The sequence below is a fragment of the Bacillus sp. PPSBB_2 genome (genome assembly GCF_045291115.1).
Lineage (GTDB): Bacteria > Bacillota > Bacilli > Bacillales > Bacillaceae_G > Bacillus_A > Bacillus_A cereus.
On sequence record NZ_CP147983.1, the window covers coordinates 633,249 to 649,717 of the forward strand.

Below are 16,469 nucleotides of genomic sequence, written 5' to 3' on the forward strand. Positions count from 1 at the left end.
GGAGATGAATATGCAAAAAGCATTGGAGACGAAACGCTTGACGTTGTCTTATGGTGAAACAATTATTATTGATGAGTTGAATTTAGAAATTCCAAAAGGTGAAATTACAATCTTTATCGGTTCCAACGGTTGCGGGAAATCAACTTTATTACGTTCACTAGCTAGATTATTAAAGCCAACAACTGGTGACATTTTGTTAGATAATCAAGCTATTCAAAGTATGCAAACGAAGCAAATTGCTCGTCAAATGGCAATTTTACCGCAAGGACCGCAAGCACCAGAAGGGCTTACAGTATTGCAACTTGTAAAACAAGGACGCTATCCATATCAAACATGGCTGAAACAGTGGTCAGAAAAAGATGAGGAAATGGTACAGAAGGCACTTGCAGCAACAGGTATGACAGAATTTGCTGAGCGTGATGTGCATGCTCTTTCAGGTGGGCAGCGTCAACGTGCTTGGATCGCAATGACACTTGCACAAGATACAGATATCATTTTACTGGATGAGCCAACTACATACTTAGATATGACTCACCAAATTGAAGTGCTAGATTTATTATTCGAATTAAATGAAACAGAACAAAGAACAATTGTTATGGTATTACATGATCTGAATTTAGCATGCCGCTATGCAGATAACATTGTAGCAATTCAAGATAAACAAATATATGCACAAGGTAAACCTGAAGAAGTGGTAGATGAGAAACTAGTACGTGATGTATTCCGAATGGAGTGTCAAATTAGTACGGATCCGTTGTTTGGAACACCGCTTTGTATCCCTCACGGAAGAGGAAGACGTGTAGTTAAAGAAGTTGCTCAGGCAATGAGATAAAAAAACGATGAGTGATTCATCGTTTTTTTTATTTGGTACAAGAAAATAAGAGGAAGAGAGGAATACGTAAGCGACGTTTATACTCTTCTTCATCTTGAAAATAGGTTGGATTTGGTGTAGCTTCTTTTAATAATGTAATGGTAAATCCGGCTTGCTGTAATAATGTGAAATACTCTTCCGTTGTACGATGATATTTAATAACTTCTTGGTCAATCCATGGTTCAACCCGTTTGTCTAGTTTAAAGTAATCATCGACGAGCCAACTCGTTCTTTTACCACTTGTTTGTAAGCTTTCAAATGAAGAAGTAATAATGGGATGTTGAACGCTAAAGGTAAAGGTGCCATTTGTTTTTAAAGTTTGAAATACATTTTGAAAAATAGTATCAAGATGTTCAATATAATGTAAGGCGAGTCTAGATGTTACTAAATCAAAAGTGGAAGAGGGGTAGGTATAATCTTTGAGGTTTAAAAAATGAACAGATCCATTTTTATTTTCTAGTTGTTTTTTAGCTTTTTCATACATAAGTTCGGAGCCTTCAATGCCGGTGTAAGAGTAGCATCCCTTCTCTAATAATTCCGCGCCAAACTTAGCATCACCACAGCCTAAATCGAGAATTTGTTTTCCTTGTACATGACCAATGAGCTGAAAGAATACTGGTTTTTCAATGGATTCATTTGGGCTATTTTCTCGGTATCTTCGTTTCATATATTGTTCGAAAAATGCTGTGTTATTGTATACATCAGATTCTGTAAATGCCATGTTTGAAACCTCCCGAAATATTTTTTTAATTCTATCAAATATGAAAAGTAAATGATAGATTTATTGTAATGAATCATATATAATCTAGAATTGTAAGCGGTTACTTTAAACTATTTTTCTATAATAAATTCTGAAAACGTGTTAAGCTAGTAGAGGGATTATTAGAACTATTAAGACAATAATCCGCTTACATGAACGATGGGAGGCTTCACGATGTCTAGTAAAACACTTGCGAAATTTTTAGAAGAAAATTTAGAGGATTTAAAATCAAAGGGGCTTTATAACGTAATTGATCCGCTTGAGAGTTCAAATGGACCGATCATTACAATTGGCGGAAAAGAATATATTAACTTATCTTCAAACAACTATCTGGGATTAGCAACAGATAGCCGTTTGCAAGAAGCAGCAATTGGTGCTATTCATAAGTACGGTGTTGGAGCAGGGGCTGTTCGTACAATTAACGGTACTTTAGATTTGCATATTAAGTTAGAAGAAACAATTGCAAAGTTTAAACATACAGAAGCAGCAATTGCTTATCAATCAGGATTTAACTGTAATATGGCAGCGATTTCAGCTGTTATGGATAAAAATGATGCGATTCTTTCAGACGAATTAAATCATGCATCTATTATTGACGGTAGTCGTCTATCAAAAGCAAAAATTATTGTTTATAAACATTCTGATATGGAAGATTTACGCCAAAAAGCAATCGCGGCGAAAGAATCAGGTCTTTACAATAAATTAATGGTAATTACAGACGGTGTCTTTTCGATGGATGGAGATGTTGCAAAACTACCAGAAATTGTTGAGATTGCAGAAGAGTTAGATTTGATGACATACGTAGATGATGCACACGGTTCAGGTGTACTTGGAAAAGGTGCAGGAACTGTAAAGCACTTCGGTCTTTCTGATAAAGTTGATTTCCAAATTGGTACATTATCAAAAGCAATTGGGGTAATTGGTGGATATGTAGCAGGGAAACAAAACTTAATTGACTGGTTAAAAGTTCGTTCACGTCCATTCTTATTCTCTACAGCATTAACACCAGCTGATGCAGCAGCTTGCATGAGATCAATTGAAATCTTAATGGAAAGCACAGAGTTACACGATCGCTTATGGGAAAATGGCCGCTACTTGAAACAAGGATTAAAAGAACTTGGCTTTAACATTGGGGAAAGTGAAACGCCAATTACACCTTGTATTATTGGGGACGAAGTATTAACACAAGAATTTAGTAAACGTCTAAATGAAGAAGGTGTATACGCAAAATCTATCGTGTTCCCAACTGTAGCAAAAGGAACAGGGCGCGTTCGTAATATGCCTACAGCAGCTCATACGAAAGAAATGTTAGATGAAGCAATTCTTAAGTATGAAAAAGTAGGAAAAGAAATGGGCATCATTTAAGTAACGACATCTTTTGAATAGCTTGCAAATGAGGAGTGGGGAAAATGAAAAAAATTCTAGTAACCGGTTCTTTAGGGCAAATTGGTTCTGAACTAGTAATGAAACTTCGTGATGTATACGGCGCATCAAATGTTATTGCAACAGATATTCGTGAAACAGATAGTGAAGTAGTAACGTCTGGTCCATTTGAAACGTTAGATGTAACAGATGGACAAAAACTACATGATATCGCAAAGCGTAATGAAGTAGATACAATTATTCATTTAGCAGCTTTACTTTCAGCAACAGCAGAAAAAAATCCGTTATTTGCATGGAATTTAAATATGGGTGGACTTGTAAATGCTCTAGAAGCAGCTCGTGAATTAAACTGTAAGTTCTTCACGCCAAGTTCTATCGGTGCATTTGGTCCATCAACGCCAAAAGATAATACACCGCAAGATACAATTCAGCGTCCTACTACGATGTATGGGGTAAACAAAGTGGCAGGAGAATTACTGTGTGATTATTATCATCAAAAATTTGGCGTAGATACGCGCGGTGTCCGTTTCCCAGGTTTAATTTCTTACGTAGCGCCTCCAGGAGGCGGAACGACTGATTATGCAGTTGAAATTTATTATGAGGCGATTAAAAAAGGTGCATACACCTCATACATTGCTGAAGGAACATATATGGACATGATGTATATGCCTGATGCTTTACAAGCGATCATTTCATTAATGGAAGCTGATCCAAGTAAGCTAGTGCATAGAAATGCATTTAACATTACAGCAATGAGCTTCGAGCCAGAGCAAATTGCAGCGTCAATTCGTAAACACATTCCGACGTTTACAATGGATTATGCAGTAGATCCAGCTCGTCAAACAATCGCTGATAGCTGGCCAAACTCTATTGATGCAACAGCAGCAATGAAAGAGTGGGGCTTTAAAGCAGAATACGATTTAGACAAAATGACAACTGACATGCTGGCTAAGTTAAAAAAAAGCTCACAGCTGAGTTAGTGATGAATTAATAGGAAGAGTCGATTCTTAGGAATCGGCTCTTTTTATTTGTATTTTGGGAATATACAAATAATTACAAATGTGATAGAATGAGTTAATTTGTGTGTAAAGGGGAGACAGAGAATGGAGAAATGGGAATTAGCAAAGGAAATTTACAGTACGTCACGTTTAACGGGAACATTTAAGCTTCGATCAGGGCAAGTATCAAATCAATATTTTGATAAGTACTTATTCGAATCTAATCCAGTACTATTATTAGAAATTGTAAAGCGATTAAAAGAGCAAATTCCTCCTGAAACAGAAGTGTTAGCAGGTTTAGAGATGGGAGGAATTCCAGTAGCAACGGCATTATCTTTACAAACAGGTATACCGGTCGTATTTGTAAGAAAAGAAGCGAAGAAGTACGGCACATGTAAGTTAGCAGAAGGCGTTAATATTGCTGGGAAAAATATTTGTGTTGTTGAGGATGTTATTACGACAGGTGGTCAAATATTATTAAGTACGAAAGATTTAAGAGAGCTAGGTGCGAAAGTACATCATGTTCTAGGTGTGATTGAACGAACGAAAGAGGGAAGAGAAAACTTATTAGCAGATGGTTTACAACTACATTCTTTATTTACAATGGATGAGTTAATTGAAGGAGAAAAGCAACATGCAAAGAGTTGATGTCGTATATGCACTAATACATGACGAAGAAACAGATAAAATATTAATGGTACATAATGTAGAACAAAACGTTTGGTCATTGCCAGGTGGGGCTGTGGAAAAAGGTGAAATATTAGAGGAAGCACTAATAAGAGAAGTGAAAGAAGAGACAGGTTTAACTGCTACGTTAGGTGGACTTGTTGCGATCAATGAAAAATTCTTTGAAGAATCAGGGAATCATGCGCTATTTTTTACATTCCGAGCGAATGTAGAAAAAGGTGAACTTATTGCGGAAGATGAAGGTGAAATTTCTGCAGTAGAGTGGGTGGATCGAACAATTGCGAATGAGCGCTTCCCATACTATGACGGAGGATTTGAATATTTGTTAGAAATAGCCATTCCATACAAGTTTCAACCAGAAACAAAGTAATTGAACGAAAAAACAGGAGCCACAAGGCTCCTATTTTCTATTCAATCGTCTTCAGTAATAATTTTTTCAGTAATGGTTTAATCTTCAGTCGTAAATCTTCAGCGTGATTTGCAACTAAGAAGTGATGGTTATAAATGTTTTTCATCAATTGATAAGTTGCTTCTTTCGCTTCGCCTTCTTCGATGAAGATACCGATTACTTCCATACCACTTTTACGCGCGAGTTTAACAGCTTCATGCGTATCTAAAATTCCGTCTTGTTGATAGTCTAGCGCAGAAGGCTCACCGTCTGTGAAGACTAGTAAGAATTTATGTTTCTCAGGTCTTTTGGCAAGCTTTTCAGAAACGATACGAATAATATATCCGTCGCGGTTATCTTCTTCTTCACGAAGTTGCATAATTTCTGGACCAACGTTTGGTAACGTTGAGTTTTTATAATTTACAACTTCATGGATAACGTTCGGCTTATCTTCAGGTTTAGCGCTAGAGGCATCTTCCCAAAATCCGCTAATAGCGTGCGGGATTTTTAAAGATTTTAAAGCTTCATGGAATAGTACAACACTCTTCTTCGTTTCTTCCATTTTGTTATACATAGAACCAGAACAGTCAACTAACAGTTGGAATGCAACGTCGAGCTCTTGTGATTCTTGCCCTTTTTTATAAAACATGCGAGGCTGCTTTTCAGTATAAATACGAAGGAATTTCTTACGAAGTCTTCCGTAATATTTATCACTATTTGCATTCGTTTTATTTTCAATCGTTTTTTCGATAATTTTCTTTAATTCTTTTACATCTTTATTAACGACTGATTTGATAGCTTGGTAATCCTTTTTCTCATCAGGATTTGGTTTACGTGCTTCTTTAAATGTATGAGAAGCGCCAGTGTTATATTTACCATATGCACCATCATTTTGACTAGAAGCGTGTGAAGCCCTTGCTTCTTCTGTATCAGCGCCATCAAAGTTGGATTGTGTACTTTTTTGAGAAGTACCTTGTACAGAACCAAGTGCTTGGTCGCCATCTTCTGATTCACGAGCAGTATCGCCCATCATGTTTGTTTTTGTTCCGCTTTCTAATTCAAAGCGTAAAAAGTTCTCGTTTTCGTTATTTTTATTTTCACGATGCCATGTGGAGAAACTTTCATCCATTTTGTTTTTATTTTCATCGTCATCTATAAGCTGCGTATCATCATTTGCTAAATCTTCGACGCGACAGTTCTTTTCGTCTGCAAGAACAGATAAATAAAGCGGTGCATGTCCGAAATAATTGTTAAGCATATCACTTTCAAGAAGCTCCTCTAAGCGGTAACGAATTTTCTCAACGATATACATAATATCTTCCGTATTACGAGCTTGGAATGTTTCATGCAAAATAGCTTCAATTTGTTCGAAATATTCATTATTAAACATTTCATATTTATCGCTCGTTAATGAAAGATAGCATAGGCAAAATAGACGATCACCGTGATAGTTACGAACGCGATTGATTTCATTTTGTGAGCTAAAGTAATTGCGATACATTTCTTTTCTTCTTTTAAAAACATGCTTCGTGCCAGGACGTAAGTTCTTTACAATTTCCTCAACGCGTAAATCTTCTAATAGAACAAATAATTGTGTTAAAAACTTTTTTAGGGGCGATTCTTGCAATTCAATCGCATAAGAACGAATTAAAGTCATGTCCGAGTAATGTTTATTACCAAGTGCTTTTAAGAACACTTCGCTTTTTAATCCGATTACTGTATCTTCTTCTTTTCGATCATCCCAAAAGTGACTAATGACAACTTTCTTTTCAATTTCGTCGTAGTATGCTTTATAGCCATATTCAAGATAGGCATCGTCTTCTTTTAGAAGGGCATACATTAAGTTTTCCATTTGTAGAAACAGCGACGCATCAATTTTTTTGTCACTAAAAATTTGTCTCATAAATTATCCCTCAAAGAAATAACTTTCTGCTAATTCACGGACAGTCATTTGTTCTGTTTCATCATTAAGTTTTGCAATTATGCTTCGTTCAATCGCTCGCATAACAGGAATATATACACCTAAATCACATGCGTCGATAATGCCACGAATACTTGCCGCTTCTTCACTTACACGTCCATCGCGAGCTAAAGGCATAAGGTCGCTTGCAAAGGCAACAAACTTTTCAATTGTTGCAACATCATTTAATTTTGATTCTGCTAATAATAGTTCTTTTAATGTGTCACCTTGAATGTAAGGAACTTCAATAATAACGAAACGGTTTTTTAATGCTTCATTTAGTTCACTTGTTCCAACGTAACCTTCGTTAATCGCAGCAATTACACGGTATTCGTCATCACCGTATACGACCTCTTGTGTAAATGGGTTTGTGATCATTTTACGGTAATCTAATGCGCCGTGAAGAAGTGGTAACGTTTCAGGTTTTGCCATATTGATTTCGTCAATATATAGGAAGTGACCGTTCTTCATTGCTTTCATAAGAGGACCGTTAACGAATGAAACTTCAGATGCACCATCTTTCGTTTGTAGTGTGTTGTATCCTAAAATACCCTCTACATCTAAGTCGACAGAGCAGTTAATGCTATGCATTGGTTTTTGGAATAAAGAAGAAAGAGTTTCCGCTAGTACTGTTTTACCACTACCAGTCGGTCCTTTTAATAGAATGTTCTTGCCAAGAAGAAGTGCTGTAATCGCATCTTCAATAATGCTATTATCAGACGCTTTATATATTTTCGTTCCGATTAAATGTGCATTTTCACCAGCTTCTTGCTTATTCTTTTCATGAATCGTAGAAAGCTGTTGTTTTAAATCAGCATGTATATGAAATTGTTCTAACATGTATTTCCCACCTAACATTATTTTCATAAAGTAATACATCTTATGATAACTTGTTTTAATATGGTATGCAAAGAAAAGGAAGGGGGATAAAGGGAAAAGAAAAAGCAATCAAGATGAAGTTGATTGCCTAAAGTAAAGGAGAAATAAGCCTCATGAAAGACTCCAATATGCGTTTTTTTATACTTCTTTTTTGGAAAGAGTTCCATTTAATTTCAGTCGAATGTTTAAAATCTTCTTCAAAATCACGTTTAATATCGTGAACTGTTTTTGATTCATAAAGTACACTAATAATTTCGTAATTCAATTCAAAGCTACGTACATCCATGTTCGCTGTTCCAATAGTTGCAATTGTATCATCAACGAGTACAATTTTTGCATGCATAAAACCATCTTTATAACTGTAAATAGAAGCACCAGCTTTTAAAAGCGGAGTGAAATAGGATTGAGATGCTTGATCACTAATGATGCTATCACTTTTACCTGGATATAAAATCCGTACATCTATTCCGGCAATTGCACTTAAGCGTAATAATGTTAAAGTTTCTTGATCTGGAATAAAGTAGGGTGTAGCGATCCAAATGGATTTTTTTGCAGAGCCCATAACAGCTAATAATGTATTACGAATACTTTTATCATCGGAGCTTGGTCCGCTTGCTACGATTTGAACAGCACCTTCTGCATTTGAAATCTCTTTACCTGGGAAGTATTGTCTATTCATGAATTGATCCCAGGAATAAGTATTTAAACCACTAGAGGCATAGAGCCAGTCTTCTAGAAAGATTGCTTGTAATTTATATAATGCTTTTCCTTCTATTTTTAAATGACTATCACGCCAAACAGGAAATTTCTTGGAACGGCCAAGATATTCATCACCGACATTGAGTCCTCCGGTAAAACCAATTTCGCCATCTACAATAACAATTTTTCGATGGTTACGATAATTGACAGTTTCAAGTAACCAAGCTGAAAAAATAGGGTCAAATTCTACAATTTCAATCCCAGCTTCTTTCATAGGTTGTAAAAATCGTCTTCTTAACGTATTACTTCCAAGGCCATCATAAAGGAAGCGTACAATAACACCATCTTTTGCTTTTTGTATTAAAGCATCTCGAACTTTTGTACCAATTTCATCAGATTTATAAATGTAGTATTGAATATGTATATGATGTTTTGCTTGCTCTATAGCTCGCAAAATTTCTGAAAATGTTTGATCTCCGTTTGTTAAAAGTTTTGTAGTTGTTTTATCTGCGGCAGGACCGCCTCCAAATTTTTGTATGACTTCTGTTAAATGTATGGAACGTTCATTTAGTGGGACTGTGAGTAATAACTCTAGTCTTCTTCCTTCTAATATTTCACGGAATAATTTTCTTTGTTCTTCTGAACGATGGAGATGTTTTTTTCTTCTCCAGCGGCTGCGCCCGAAAATAGCGTATAATAACACACCTATAATAGGAAGAAGTGCTAATACTAAAAACCATGCTAATGTACTTTGTGGAGATCTATTTTCTATAAAAATAACGAATGAAATTCCTACGATTGTGATGGACCATAGAGCACCGACAAATGTATATAACGAGATATACGATGTATTTAATAGGAACAGAACGATAGATACAATTGTAAATATTAATAGTAATTGAACGATAGGCTTCTTCATTTCTATATAATTCCCCTAATCTTTTTTCAATATAGACTTCTTAAATAGAAGATGTAATATGACATCTTTATTATAAGGTGTTTTGCTTTTTTTACAAAATATAGACATTTCACCTATACTTTCCGCATTTGTCCTACATACAGTGTACTATCCCATTTTTTATCCCACTCTTAACGCATATGAAAATGAAAAAATCGAAAAGGAGCGGAGAAACATGAATTATATAGAAAATAATGGATTGTATTATCGAAATCATCATGGAGGACACAATCATGGTGGGCACAATCATAACGGTGGACATCATCACCATGGAGGACACAATCACTATGATCACCATCATCATCACGGAGGCGGATGGGGCTGGGGTGGTGGTAGTTCATGGGGAGGCGGATTTTTCCCTGGAAGCTTTGCAGGAGGAGTGTTAGGCGGACTGACAGCTGGTGCATTAACAGGTGCAACAAGTGGAGGGTATTATCCGGCTCCATATCCAGTAGCTTATCCGTCGCCATACCCTGTAACGTATCCAATGCCATACCCAGGTTATCAGCAAATACCATATTCGTATTAAACTAAAAAAGAGGCTATCCTCTTTTTTAGTTTAATACGGTATTTATTTATAAAATACTTCCAAAATTAAGGTGAAAATATGTTAATATTTTGTTATTGTAATTCAAAAACATATACATTGATGTAGAGTTTTATATTATTATTCGTGAATAGTTATGTAGTATGTTCTAATTTCTATTTCGTTATTAAAAACAAAGAGATCAGATGTGAGTGGTATTAGTTGGAAACAAGGCTTGCATAGAGCCACTTAAAGGGATTGCAGTATAATAAGGTGCGAAATAATTAGGGAGATGAGAAGCTACTATTTATAATTAGAACGGTATAATATTGCTTTTTATTACAAATAATATTATGTTATTTTAATCGGTCTATTCAAAAAGATAATTTATGTAATGGGCTAGTATTAGAAAATGAAATATCTCTATTTCTATGAAGAGAAACAGGTTGTGTTTTAGTCAGATAGAAGCAAGGAGAGATGCGCATGCTAGAACAGAGAGGTCATGCATTATATGACTCTTCATTGCGAGATTTAAAGTTAGCATTAGATGAGTCTTCAATTGTTGCAATTACAGATCGAAAAGGTCTTATTACATATGTAAATGATAAATTTTGTGAAATCTCTAAATACAAAAGAGAAGAATTAATTGGAAAAGATCACCGTATTTTAAATTCAGGACATCATCCAAAAACCTTTTTTCAAGACTTATGGAAACGTATTTTGAATGGGAAAGTATGGACAGGTGAGATTCGGAATCGAGCAAAAGATGGTACATATTATTGGGTCAAAACAACAATTGTTCCATTTTTAAATGAAAAAGGAGAGCCATACCAGTTTATCGCAATTCGAAATGATATTAGTAGTAGAAAAGAAGCGGAACATAGATTACGGCTAAGTGAAAGTCGTTATAGGGAACTTGCCTATCATGATGCTTTAACGAGTTTGCCTAACCGTTTACAATTAATAACGACCGTTAACGAATTGATTGCAGATAAAAAAGAATTTGGTATGATTTACTTTGATTTGGACCGTTTTAAATTAGTAAATGATACATTAGGTCATATGATAGGGGATTTACTTTTAAGCGAAGTTGCTTCAAGGTTGCATTATGTACTAGGAGAGAAAGATGTTCTGGCTAGGCTAGGTGGCGACGAATTTGTGCTGTTAACAAAAAATCATAGACAAGATGATATGAGTCAGTTAGCGACATCTGTGTTGTCATGTTTTCAGGCACCATTTATGCTGGAAGGCCATGAAGTATACATTTCAGCTAGTCTAGGACTTTGTTCTTATCCACAAGACGGACAAGATGTGGAAACGTTATTGAAAAACTCTGACTTAGCTATGTATAGTGCAAAAGAACAGGGGAGAAACGCTGCGTGTTTCTTTACAGATGAGCTACGCGCGAAAATAAATCGTAGAATGAAAGTTGAGTTTGCTTTGCAAAAGGCAATTCGTGATGAAGAGTTAGATGTAGCATTGCAGCCTATTATTGATTTGAAAACGAAGAGATATTCTGGTATAGAAGCTCTAGTACGTTGTATGACAGAAGACGGACCTATTTCACCAAGCGAATTTATCCCTGTAGCTGAAGAGTCTGGACTTATTATAAAACTAGGAGACTGGGTATTAGAAAAATCATGTCGCTTGTTTAAAACATTGCCGAATTATCAAGAAGGACTAAAGTTATCTGTGAATTTATCTATACAACAATTAATGCAGAAACGTTTTATTTTATCAGTACGTAGCATTTTAAAGAGAACTGGCTTTCCTCCGAACCGTTTAATATTAGAAATAACGGAAAGCATTGCAGTCCGTCATTTTGATTATATTATTGCTACATTACAAGAATTAAGAAATATGGGTGTTTTAATTGCTTTGGATGATTTCGGGACTGGCTATTCTTCCTTATATTATTTAAAACAACTACCACTGGATATTGTAAAAATTGATCGTAATTTTATTCGTGAATTTCATTATGATCACGCACAACCAGAACGAACGATTGTAAAATCCGTTATTGAAATTGCTCATAGTTTAAATTTAGCAGTAGTTGCTGAAGGAGTAGAAACAGTAGAGCAAGAGAGTTTGTTACAATCAATGAGCTGTGATTATGTACAGGGATTTTATTATGCGAAACCTTTATCTGTAGGAGAGCTAAAAGAAAAGTTAATTACAGATTTTTAATAAAAAAGAGAAGCCAGCAGCTTCTCTTTATTTAATCCGTTTTTTGTGAGTCTTTCATTAGTACTGGATAAAGAATAAGACCTAATACGAACAATCCAATTCCTAAGAAGAATGTTTTTAAATCAGCAGTTCCCGTTTTGATAACCCAAATGGAGTATATCAACGCTAATGTCGTAATGATTCCATCTTTTACTCGAGATCCTGGCAGTATATCATACGTTTCTCCTGTAATAACTAATTTTAATTGGTACAAGGTAGAAACAAGGTATGGAATTAAATAGGCTAATGTTGCTACGACGATAGCGAAACTATACGCTTCTGAAACAGTACCAGAAATCGTTGAAAATAAGAAAATTTGCGTCATTACATTTGTAATCAATAGTGATTTTGAAGGACTACCTTTTTTATTTGTTTTCCCGAAAAACTTAGGGAAAAGTCCATTTTTTGCTGCCTGGTAAGGTACTTCTGAACTAACAACAATCCAGCCAACTGTAGATCCAAATAAAGATATAAGAGCGAGTAAAGCCATTATATATGCACCTTTATTTCCAATTGCTAAATTTAATGCGTCTACTAATGGTTTTTGAGACTCTTTTAAAGCATCTTGCGGAAGAGCTCCCATTGTAAGTAAAGTAATTGACATGTAAATAAGAAGAGCGATAATTAATCCGAAAATCGTAGCTTTTTTTACATCGCGCTGTGATTTTGCACGATTAGAAAGCATAACTGCTGATTCAATACCGATAAATGCCCAGAGTGTTGCGATAGCAGCTGAATTGATTTGTCCACCTAATGAGATTGATTGTCCTGCTTCATTCATAAAGGTTTGACCGTCTCCGAAATTAGAGGCGTTGAAAATGAATAATGTAATTACAATAAACATTGTAAATCCGATAATTTTTGCAATGGTAGCAAGTAGATTCATGTTTCCAGCTCGATCAATATTTTGAGAAAGAATATATTGAATTCCCCACAGCATAAGGCTACATACGAGGAAAGTTAATCCTTTTCCGAGTTCCAGTGAAAATCCATTTATTGAAAAAAGAATTTGCTTACTTTGTAAAACTGGAAAGAATGTTGATAAATATCCAGCAAAGGAAATAATAACAGATGCTGTTGCAGCCCAGTTAGCAGCCCAATATCCCCATGCCATACTATATCCTGCAACTTTACCAGCTTTTTTTGAAGGAAACATCGCTTGAGCATAGCTTTGTGGTCCAGCTTTTAATTCTGGTTTCCGAATCGCTAAATTTCCAAATACAAGTGCAATCATAAATACGCCAAGGCCTGTAATACTCCATGCGAGTGTAGAACCCATTGGCCCTGATACTTGTGCTAAATTTGCTGGAAGCATAAATACGCCACCGCCAACCATATTCCCGATAACAAATGCTGTTAAAACCCATAATCCCCATTTTTTCGTTTCCATTTTTGTTAACTCCTTTGTAGTAAGTTTTGCTTAAACATCATTTTTTACTAGCTTTTTGACACTAAAAAAAGAGCCATGTAGATAAAAAAATACCTACATGGCTCTTTCGCCAAAGCGTAGGTACAACGGGAATAACCCTTGTACCTACGCGTAATTTTTCCGCTAGGTTTCAAGGGTTACGTATGATGATGATGTTTTTGTGCAAATGTAACTACAGTTGTTGTATAAGTAAGCATAGTTCTTTGCTCCCTTTCTCCTCTGATTTTGAAGTTAGTATACTACATGTTTTTTTGAATGAAAAGAAAAATATAAAAATTTTTATAAAAATACGTTTTAAAGATTAAATATTTACCTATATTTTTCTTGTACTGGAAAATAAGTGAGAGATTGGCAGAAGAGTGAAGCATGTTATAATACATATAGAATTAGAAGGTGACAAGGGGCTATTGTAGATGATGAGTAAGTATGAACAAATTTATACAGAAATCAGTAAATCTATTGATAATAAACAATTAAAAGAGGGATGCAAAATCCCATCAGAAACAGAATTAATGAAGCAGTATGAGGCAAGCCGAGGCACCGTAAGAAAAGCTGTAGATTTACTGCAAGAGCGTGGATATGTGCAAAAAATTCATGGGAAAGGTGTTTTTGTTTTAAAGCGAAAAAATATTGAATTTAATTTTGGCGGTATTGTAAGTTTCCAAGAAGAAAATGAACGTTTAGGACGTCATTGTATTACGGAAGTTGTGGAAATGGACAAAGAAAAAGCCACAAAAGAAATTGCGAAATTATTAAATGTAAAAGAAAAAACAGAGATTGACCATATTAAACGTGTACGAAATATTGATGGAGAAAAAGTAATTTTAGATATAAATCATTTTGTATCTGAGTTTATTCCAGGATTAACGAAAGAAATTGCAACTGCATCGATTTATAAATACATCGAGAAAGAGCTTGGGCTACATATTAGTTATTCGCAGAGGGTAATAGAAGTACAACCATGTACAGAGGATGACAGAAAGTATTTAGATTTAAATGGAACAGACTATGTTGTCGTTGTAAAAAACTTTACACATTTGTATGATGGAAGTCAGTTTGAATATACAGAATCACGCCACCGTTTAGATATTTTTCACTTTTCGGATGTGGCACGCAGGAAGTAAAGAGGTGGAACAAAATATTGTTTCATCTCTTTTTTTTATAAAAAAAACACAAACTCGTATATACGAGTGTTGACTAACTTATATATACGAGTTAATATGTAATTGTAAACGGTATCAAAAAAAGAAAAGAGGGACGGGAATATGGGGAAAGACTATCGTAAAACAGCAGAGGAAGTGTTGCAGTATATTGGTGGGAAAGACAATATTGAACAAGCTGCACATTGTGTGACGAGGCTCCGTATCGCTTTAAAAGATGAAAGTAAAATAGATAATGATAAATTACAGTCTGTTTCATTAGTGAAAGGAGCGTTTCATAACGCTGGTATATTTCAAGTTGTAATTGGTCCAGGGGATGTAGATCGTGTTTACGCTGAATTGATAACGCTTGCAGGTATGAAAGAATCGACTGTAGCTGACGTAAAAGACTCTGGAAATCAGAAGTTAAATCCAGCTCAAAAGTTTGTAAAAATATTTTCGGATGTATTTATGCCGATATTACCAGCGATCGTAACGGCTGGTTTACTAATGGGTATTAACAATCTATTAGGGGCAAAGGACTTATTTTTTGATGGGAAAAATTTATTAGATGTTTATCCGAACTTAGGCGGGCTTTGGGATTTAATTAATATGATGGCCAATACAGCATTCGTATTCTTACCAGCACTTGTCGGTTGGTCAGCAACGAAGCGTTTTGGTGGTAGTCCAATACTAGGGATTGTTATGGGATTAATGCTTGTGCACCCGGCCTTATTAAACGCTTGGGACTATGGAAAAGCAGCGACTGGTTTAGAGGGTCAAAAGATTGAGTACTTCAATATTTTAGGACTGTTCCAAATTGAGAAGGTAGGATATCAAGGACAAATTTTACCCGTTTTAGTAGCAGCATTTGTATTAAGTAAAGTGGAAATTTTCTTAAAGAAACATGTACCAAATGCAATTCAATTATTAGTTGTACCAATTACAACAATCGTTGTGACAGGTGTGTTAGCATTAGGAATTATTGGTCCGGTTACACGTCATATTGGAGATTTATTAACAGTAGGATTAGTAGGTGTATATGAAACAGTACCAGTAGTTGGAGCAGTATTATTTGGAGCGTTATATGCACCGCTTGTAATTACAGGTATGCATCATATGTTTATTGCAATTGATTTACAATTGATTGCACAACATGGCGGTACATTTATTTGGCCGATGATCGCTCTTTCTAACATTGCGCAAGGTAGTGCGGCACTTGCGATGTTCTGGATTTCTAAAAATCAAAATGATAAAAGTATGGCATCAACATCAGCCATTTCAGCATACTTCGGTATTACAGAACCAGCGATGTTTGGGGTGAATTTACGAAATAAGTTCCCGTTCTATGCAGCGATTATAGGGTCTGCTGTGGCAGCGATATTCATTACATTAAATGGTGTATTAGCGCCTGCTATCGGAATTGGCGGATTGCCAGCATTTATTTCTATCATTCCGAAATCGATTCCAATGTTTATTGTAGGAATGATTATTGCAGTTGTAATCCCGTTTACTTTAACATGGTTATTTGCAAAAAGAGTCAAACAGAAGTAGGAGGAAGTTAAA

The 16,469-nt window shown here is 35.4% G+C and carries 13 protein-coding genes and 1 pseudogene; 9 read left to right on the forward strand and 5 right to left on the reverse strand.

The window, feature by feature from the left end; all coding sequences use genetic code 11:
• The first annotated feature begins 10 nt into the window (after window positions 1-10).
• The gene (locus V6946_RS03075) at window positions 11-832 is read left to right on the forward strand and encodes an ABC transporter ATP-binding protein (protein ID WP_001167962.1); all 822 of its coding nucleotides are present in this window, start codon (window positions 11-13) and stop codon (window positions 830-832) included.
• Between the two features lie 28 nt (window positions 833-860).
• Here the strand turns inward: V6946_RS03075 and V6946_RS03080 are convergent, their stop codons facing one another.
• Window positions 861-1,592 carry a class I SAM-dependent methyltransferase gene (locus tag V6946_RS03080; protein WP_006919544.1) on the reverse strand — a complete coding sequence of 244 codons (732 nt, stop codon included), beginning with the start codon at window positions 1,590-1,592 and terminating at the stop codon, window positions 861-863.
• Window positions 1,593-1,805: 213 nt separating this feature from the next.
• On the opposite strand from V6946_RS03080, the gene V6946_RS03085 reads away from it, so the two are divergent.
• From V6946_RS03085 to V6946_RS03100, 4 genes and pseudogenes are all read left to right on the forward strand, one after another.
• Window positions 1,806-2,996: a glycine C-acetyltransferase gene (locus V6946_RS03085; protein ID WP_000095905.1), complete on the forward strand. Its 1,191-nt coding sequence runs from the start codon at window positions 1,806-1,808 to the stop codon at window positions 2,994-2,996.
• A 44-nt stretch (window positions 2,997-3,040) separates the two neighbouring features.
• Window positions 3,041-4,005: pseudogene (locus V6946_RS03090) on the forward strand (L-threonine 3-dehydrogenase).
• 112 nt (window positions 4,006-4,117) lie between these two features.
• A complete protein-coding gene (gene pyrE, locus V6946_RS03095; protein ID WP_006919541.1) occupies window positions 4,118-4,660 on the forward strand; it encodes an orotate phosphoribosyltransferase in 543 nt (180 codons plus the stop codon).
• Window positions 4,647-5,069 (forward strand): NUDIX hydrolase, encoded by a 423-nt coding sequence (locus tag V6946_RS03100; RefSeq protein WP_006919539.1) that lies wholly within the window; start codon window positions 4,647-4,649, stop codon window positions 5,067-5,069. Before pyrE ends, V6946_RS03100 begins: the two co-directional genes overlap by 14 nt.
• A gap of 37 nt (window positions 5,070-5,106) precedes the next feature.
• Here V6946_RS03100 and V6946_RS03105 read toward each other — a convergent pair whose 3' ends face one another.
• The 3 genes from V6946_RS03105 to V6946_RS03115 form a co-directional block, all read right to left on the reverse strand.
• Window positions 5,107-6,990 (reverse strand): nitric oxide reductase activation protein NorD, encoded by a 1,884-nt coding sequence (locus V6946_RS03105; protein WP_001248875.1) that lies wholly within the window; start codon window positions 6,988-6,990, stop codon window positions 5,107-5,109.
• Window positions 6,991-6,993: 3 nt separating this feature from the next.
• Window positions 6,994-7,887, reverse strand: coding sequence for an AAA family ATPase (locus tag V6946_RS03110; RefSeq protein WP_000892973.1), 894 nt, complete (start codon window positions 7,885-7,887; stop codon window positions 6,994-6,996).
• 127 nt (window positions 7,888-8,014) lie between these two features.
• Entirely contained in the window at window positions 8,015-9,544 is a 1,530-nt protein-coding gene (locus tag V6946_RS03115) for a cardiolipin synthase (protein ID WP_000743030.1), read from the reverse strand.
• A gap of 214 nt (window positions 9,545-9,758) precedes the next feature.
• Here V6946_RS03115 and V6946_RS03120 point away from each other — a divergent pair, with 214 nt between their 5' ends.
• Entirely contained in the window at window positions 9,759-10,112 is a 354-nt protein-coding gene (locus tag V6946_RS03120) for a hypothetical protein (RefSeq protein ID WP_001106379.1), read from the forward strand.
• Between the two features lie 480 nt (window positions 10,113-10,592).
• Window positions 10,593-12,296, forward strand: a complete 1,704-nt coding sequence (locus V6946_RS03125; protein WP_000893345.1) for a bifunctional diguanylate cyclase/phosphodiesterase — start codon at window positions 10,593-10,595, stop codon at window positions 12,294-12,296.
• 31 nt (window positions 12,297-12,327) lie between these two features.
• On the opposite strand, the gene V6946_RS03130 is transcribed toward V6946_RS03125, so the two are convergent.
• Window positions 12,328-13,725, reverse strand: coding sequence for an amino acid permease (locus V6946_RS03130; protein WP_000448447.1), 1,398 nt, complete (start codon window positions 13,723-13,725; stop codon window positions 12,328-12,330).
• Between the two features lie 452 nt (window positions 13,726-14,177).
• Here V6946_RS03130 and treR point away from each other — a divergent pair, with 452 nt between their 5' ends.
• On the forward strand, window positions 14,178-14,888 hold the full coding sequence (gene treR, locus V6946_RS03135; RefSeq protein WP_000987242.1) for a trehalose operon repressor: 711 nt from the start codon (window positions 14,178-14,180) through the stop codon (window positions 14,886-14,888).
• 141 nt (window positions 14,889-15,029) lie between these two features.
• Window positions 15,030-16,457, forward strand: a complete 1,428-nt coding sequence (gene treP, locus V6946_RS03140; RefSeq protein ID WP_000513942.1) for a PTS system trehalose-specific EIIBC component — start codon at window positions 15,030-15,032, stop codon at window positions 16,455-16,457.
• Window positions 16,458-16,469: the final 12 nt, after the last annotated feature.

Coding starts and splice junctions, on each gene's coding strand:
- V6946_RS03075 (WP_001167962.1), top strand. CDS start 11: ATGCAAAAAGCATTGGAGACGAAACGCTTGACGTTGTCTTATGGTGAA.
- V6946_RS03080 (WP_006919544.1), bottom strand. CDS start 1,592: ATGGCATTTACAGAATCTGATGTATACAATAACACAGCATTTTTCGAA.
- V6946_RS03085 (WP_000095905.1), top strand. CDS start 1,806: ATGTCTAGTAAAACACTTGCGAAATTTTTAGAAGAAAATTTAGAGGAT.
- pyrE (WP_006919541.1), top strand. CDS start 4,118: ATGGAGAAATGGGAATTAGCAAAGGAAATTTACAGTACGTCACGTTTA.
- V6946_RS03100 (WP_006919539.1), top strand. CDS start 4,647: ATGCAAAGAGTTGATGTCGTATATGCACTAATACATGACGAAGAAACA.
- V6946_RS03105 (WP_001248875.1), bottom strand. CDS start 6,990: ATGAGACAAATTTTTAGTGACAAAAAAATTGATGCGTCGCTGTTTCTA.
- V6946_RS03110 (WP_000892973.1), bottom strand. CDS start 7,887: ATGTTAGAACAATTTCATATACATGCTGATTTAAAACAACAGCTTTCT.
- V6946_RS03115 (WP_000743030.1), bottom strand. CDS start 9,544: ATGAAGAAGCCTATCGTTCAATTACTATTAATATTTACAATTGTATCT.
- V6946_RS03120 (WP_001106379.1), top strand. CDS start 9,759: ATGAATTATATAGAAAATAATGGATTGTATTATCGAAATCATCATGGA.
- V6946_RS03125 (WP_000893345.1), top strand. CDS start 10,593: ATGCTAGAACAGAGAGGTCATGCATTATATGACTCTTCATTGCGAGAT.
- V6946_RS03130 (WP_000448447.1), bottom strand. CDS start 13,725: ATGGAAACGAAAAAATGGGGATTATGGGTTTTAACAGCATTTGTTATC.
- treR (WP_000987242.1), top strand. CDS start 14,178: ATGATGAGTAAGTATGAACAAATTTATACAGAAATCAGTAAATCTATT.
- treP (WP_000513942.1), top strand. CDS start 15,030: ATGGGGAAAGACTATCGTAAAACAGCAGAGGAAGTGTTGCAGTATATT.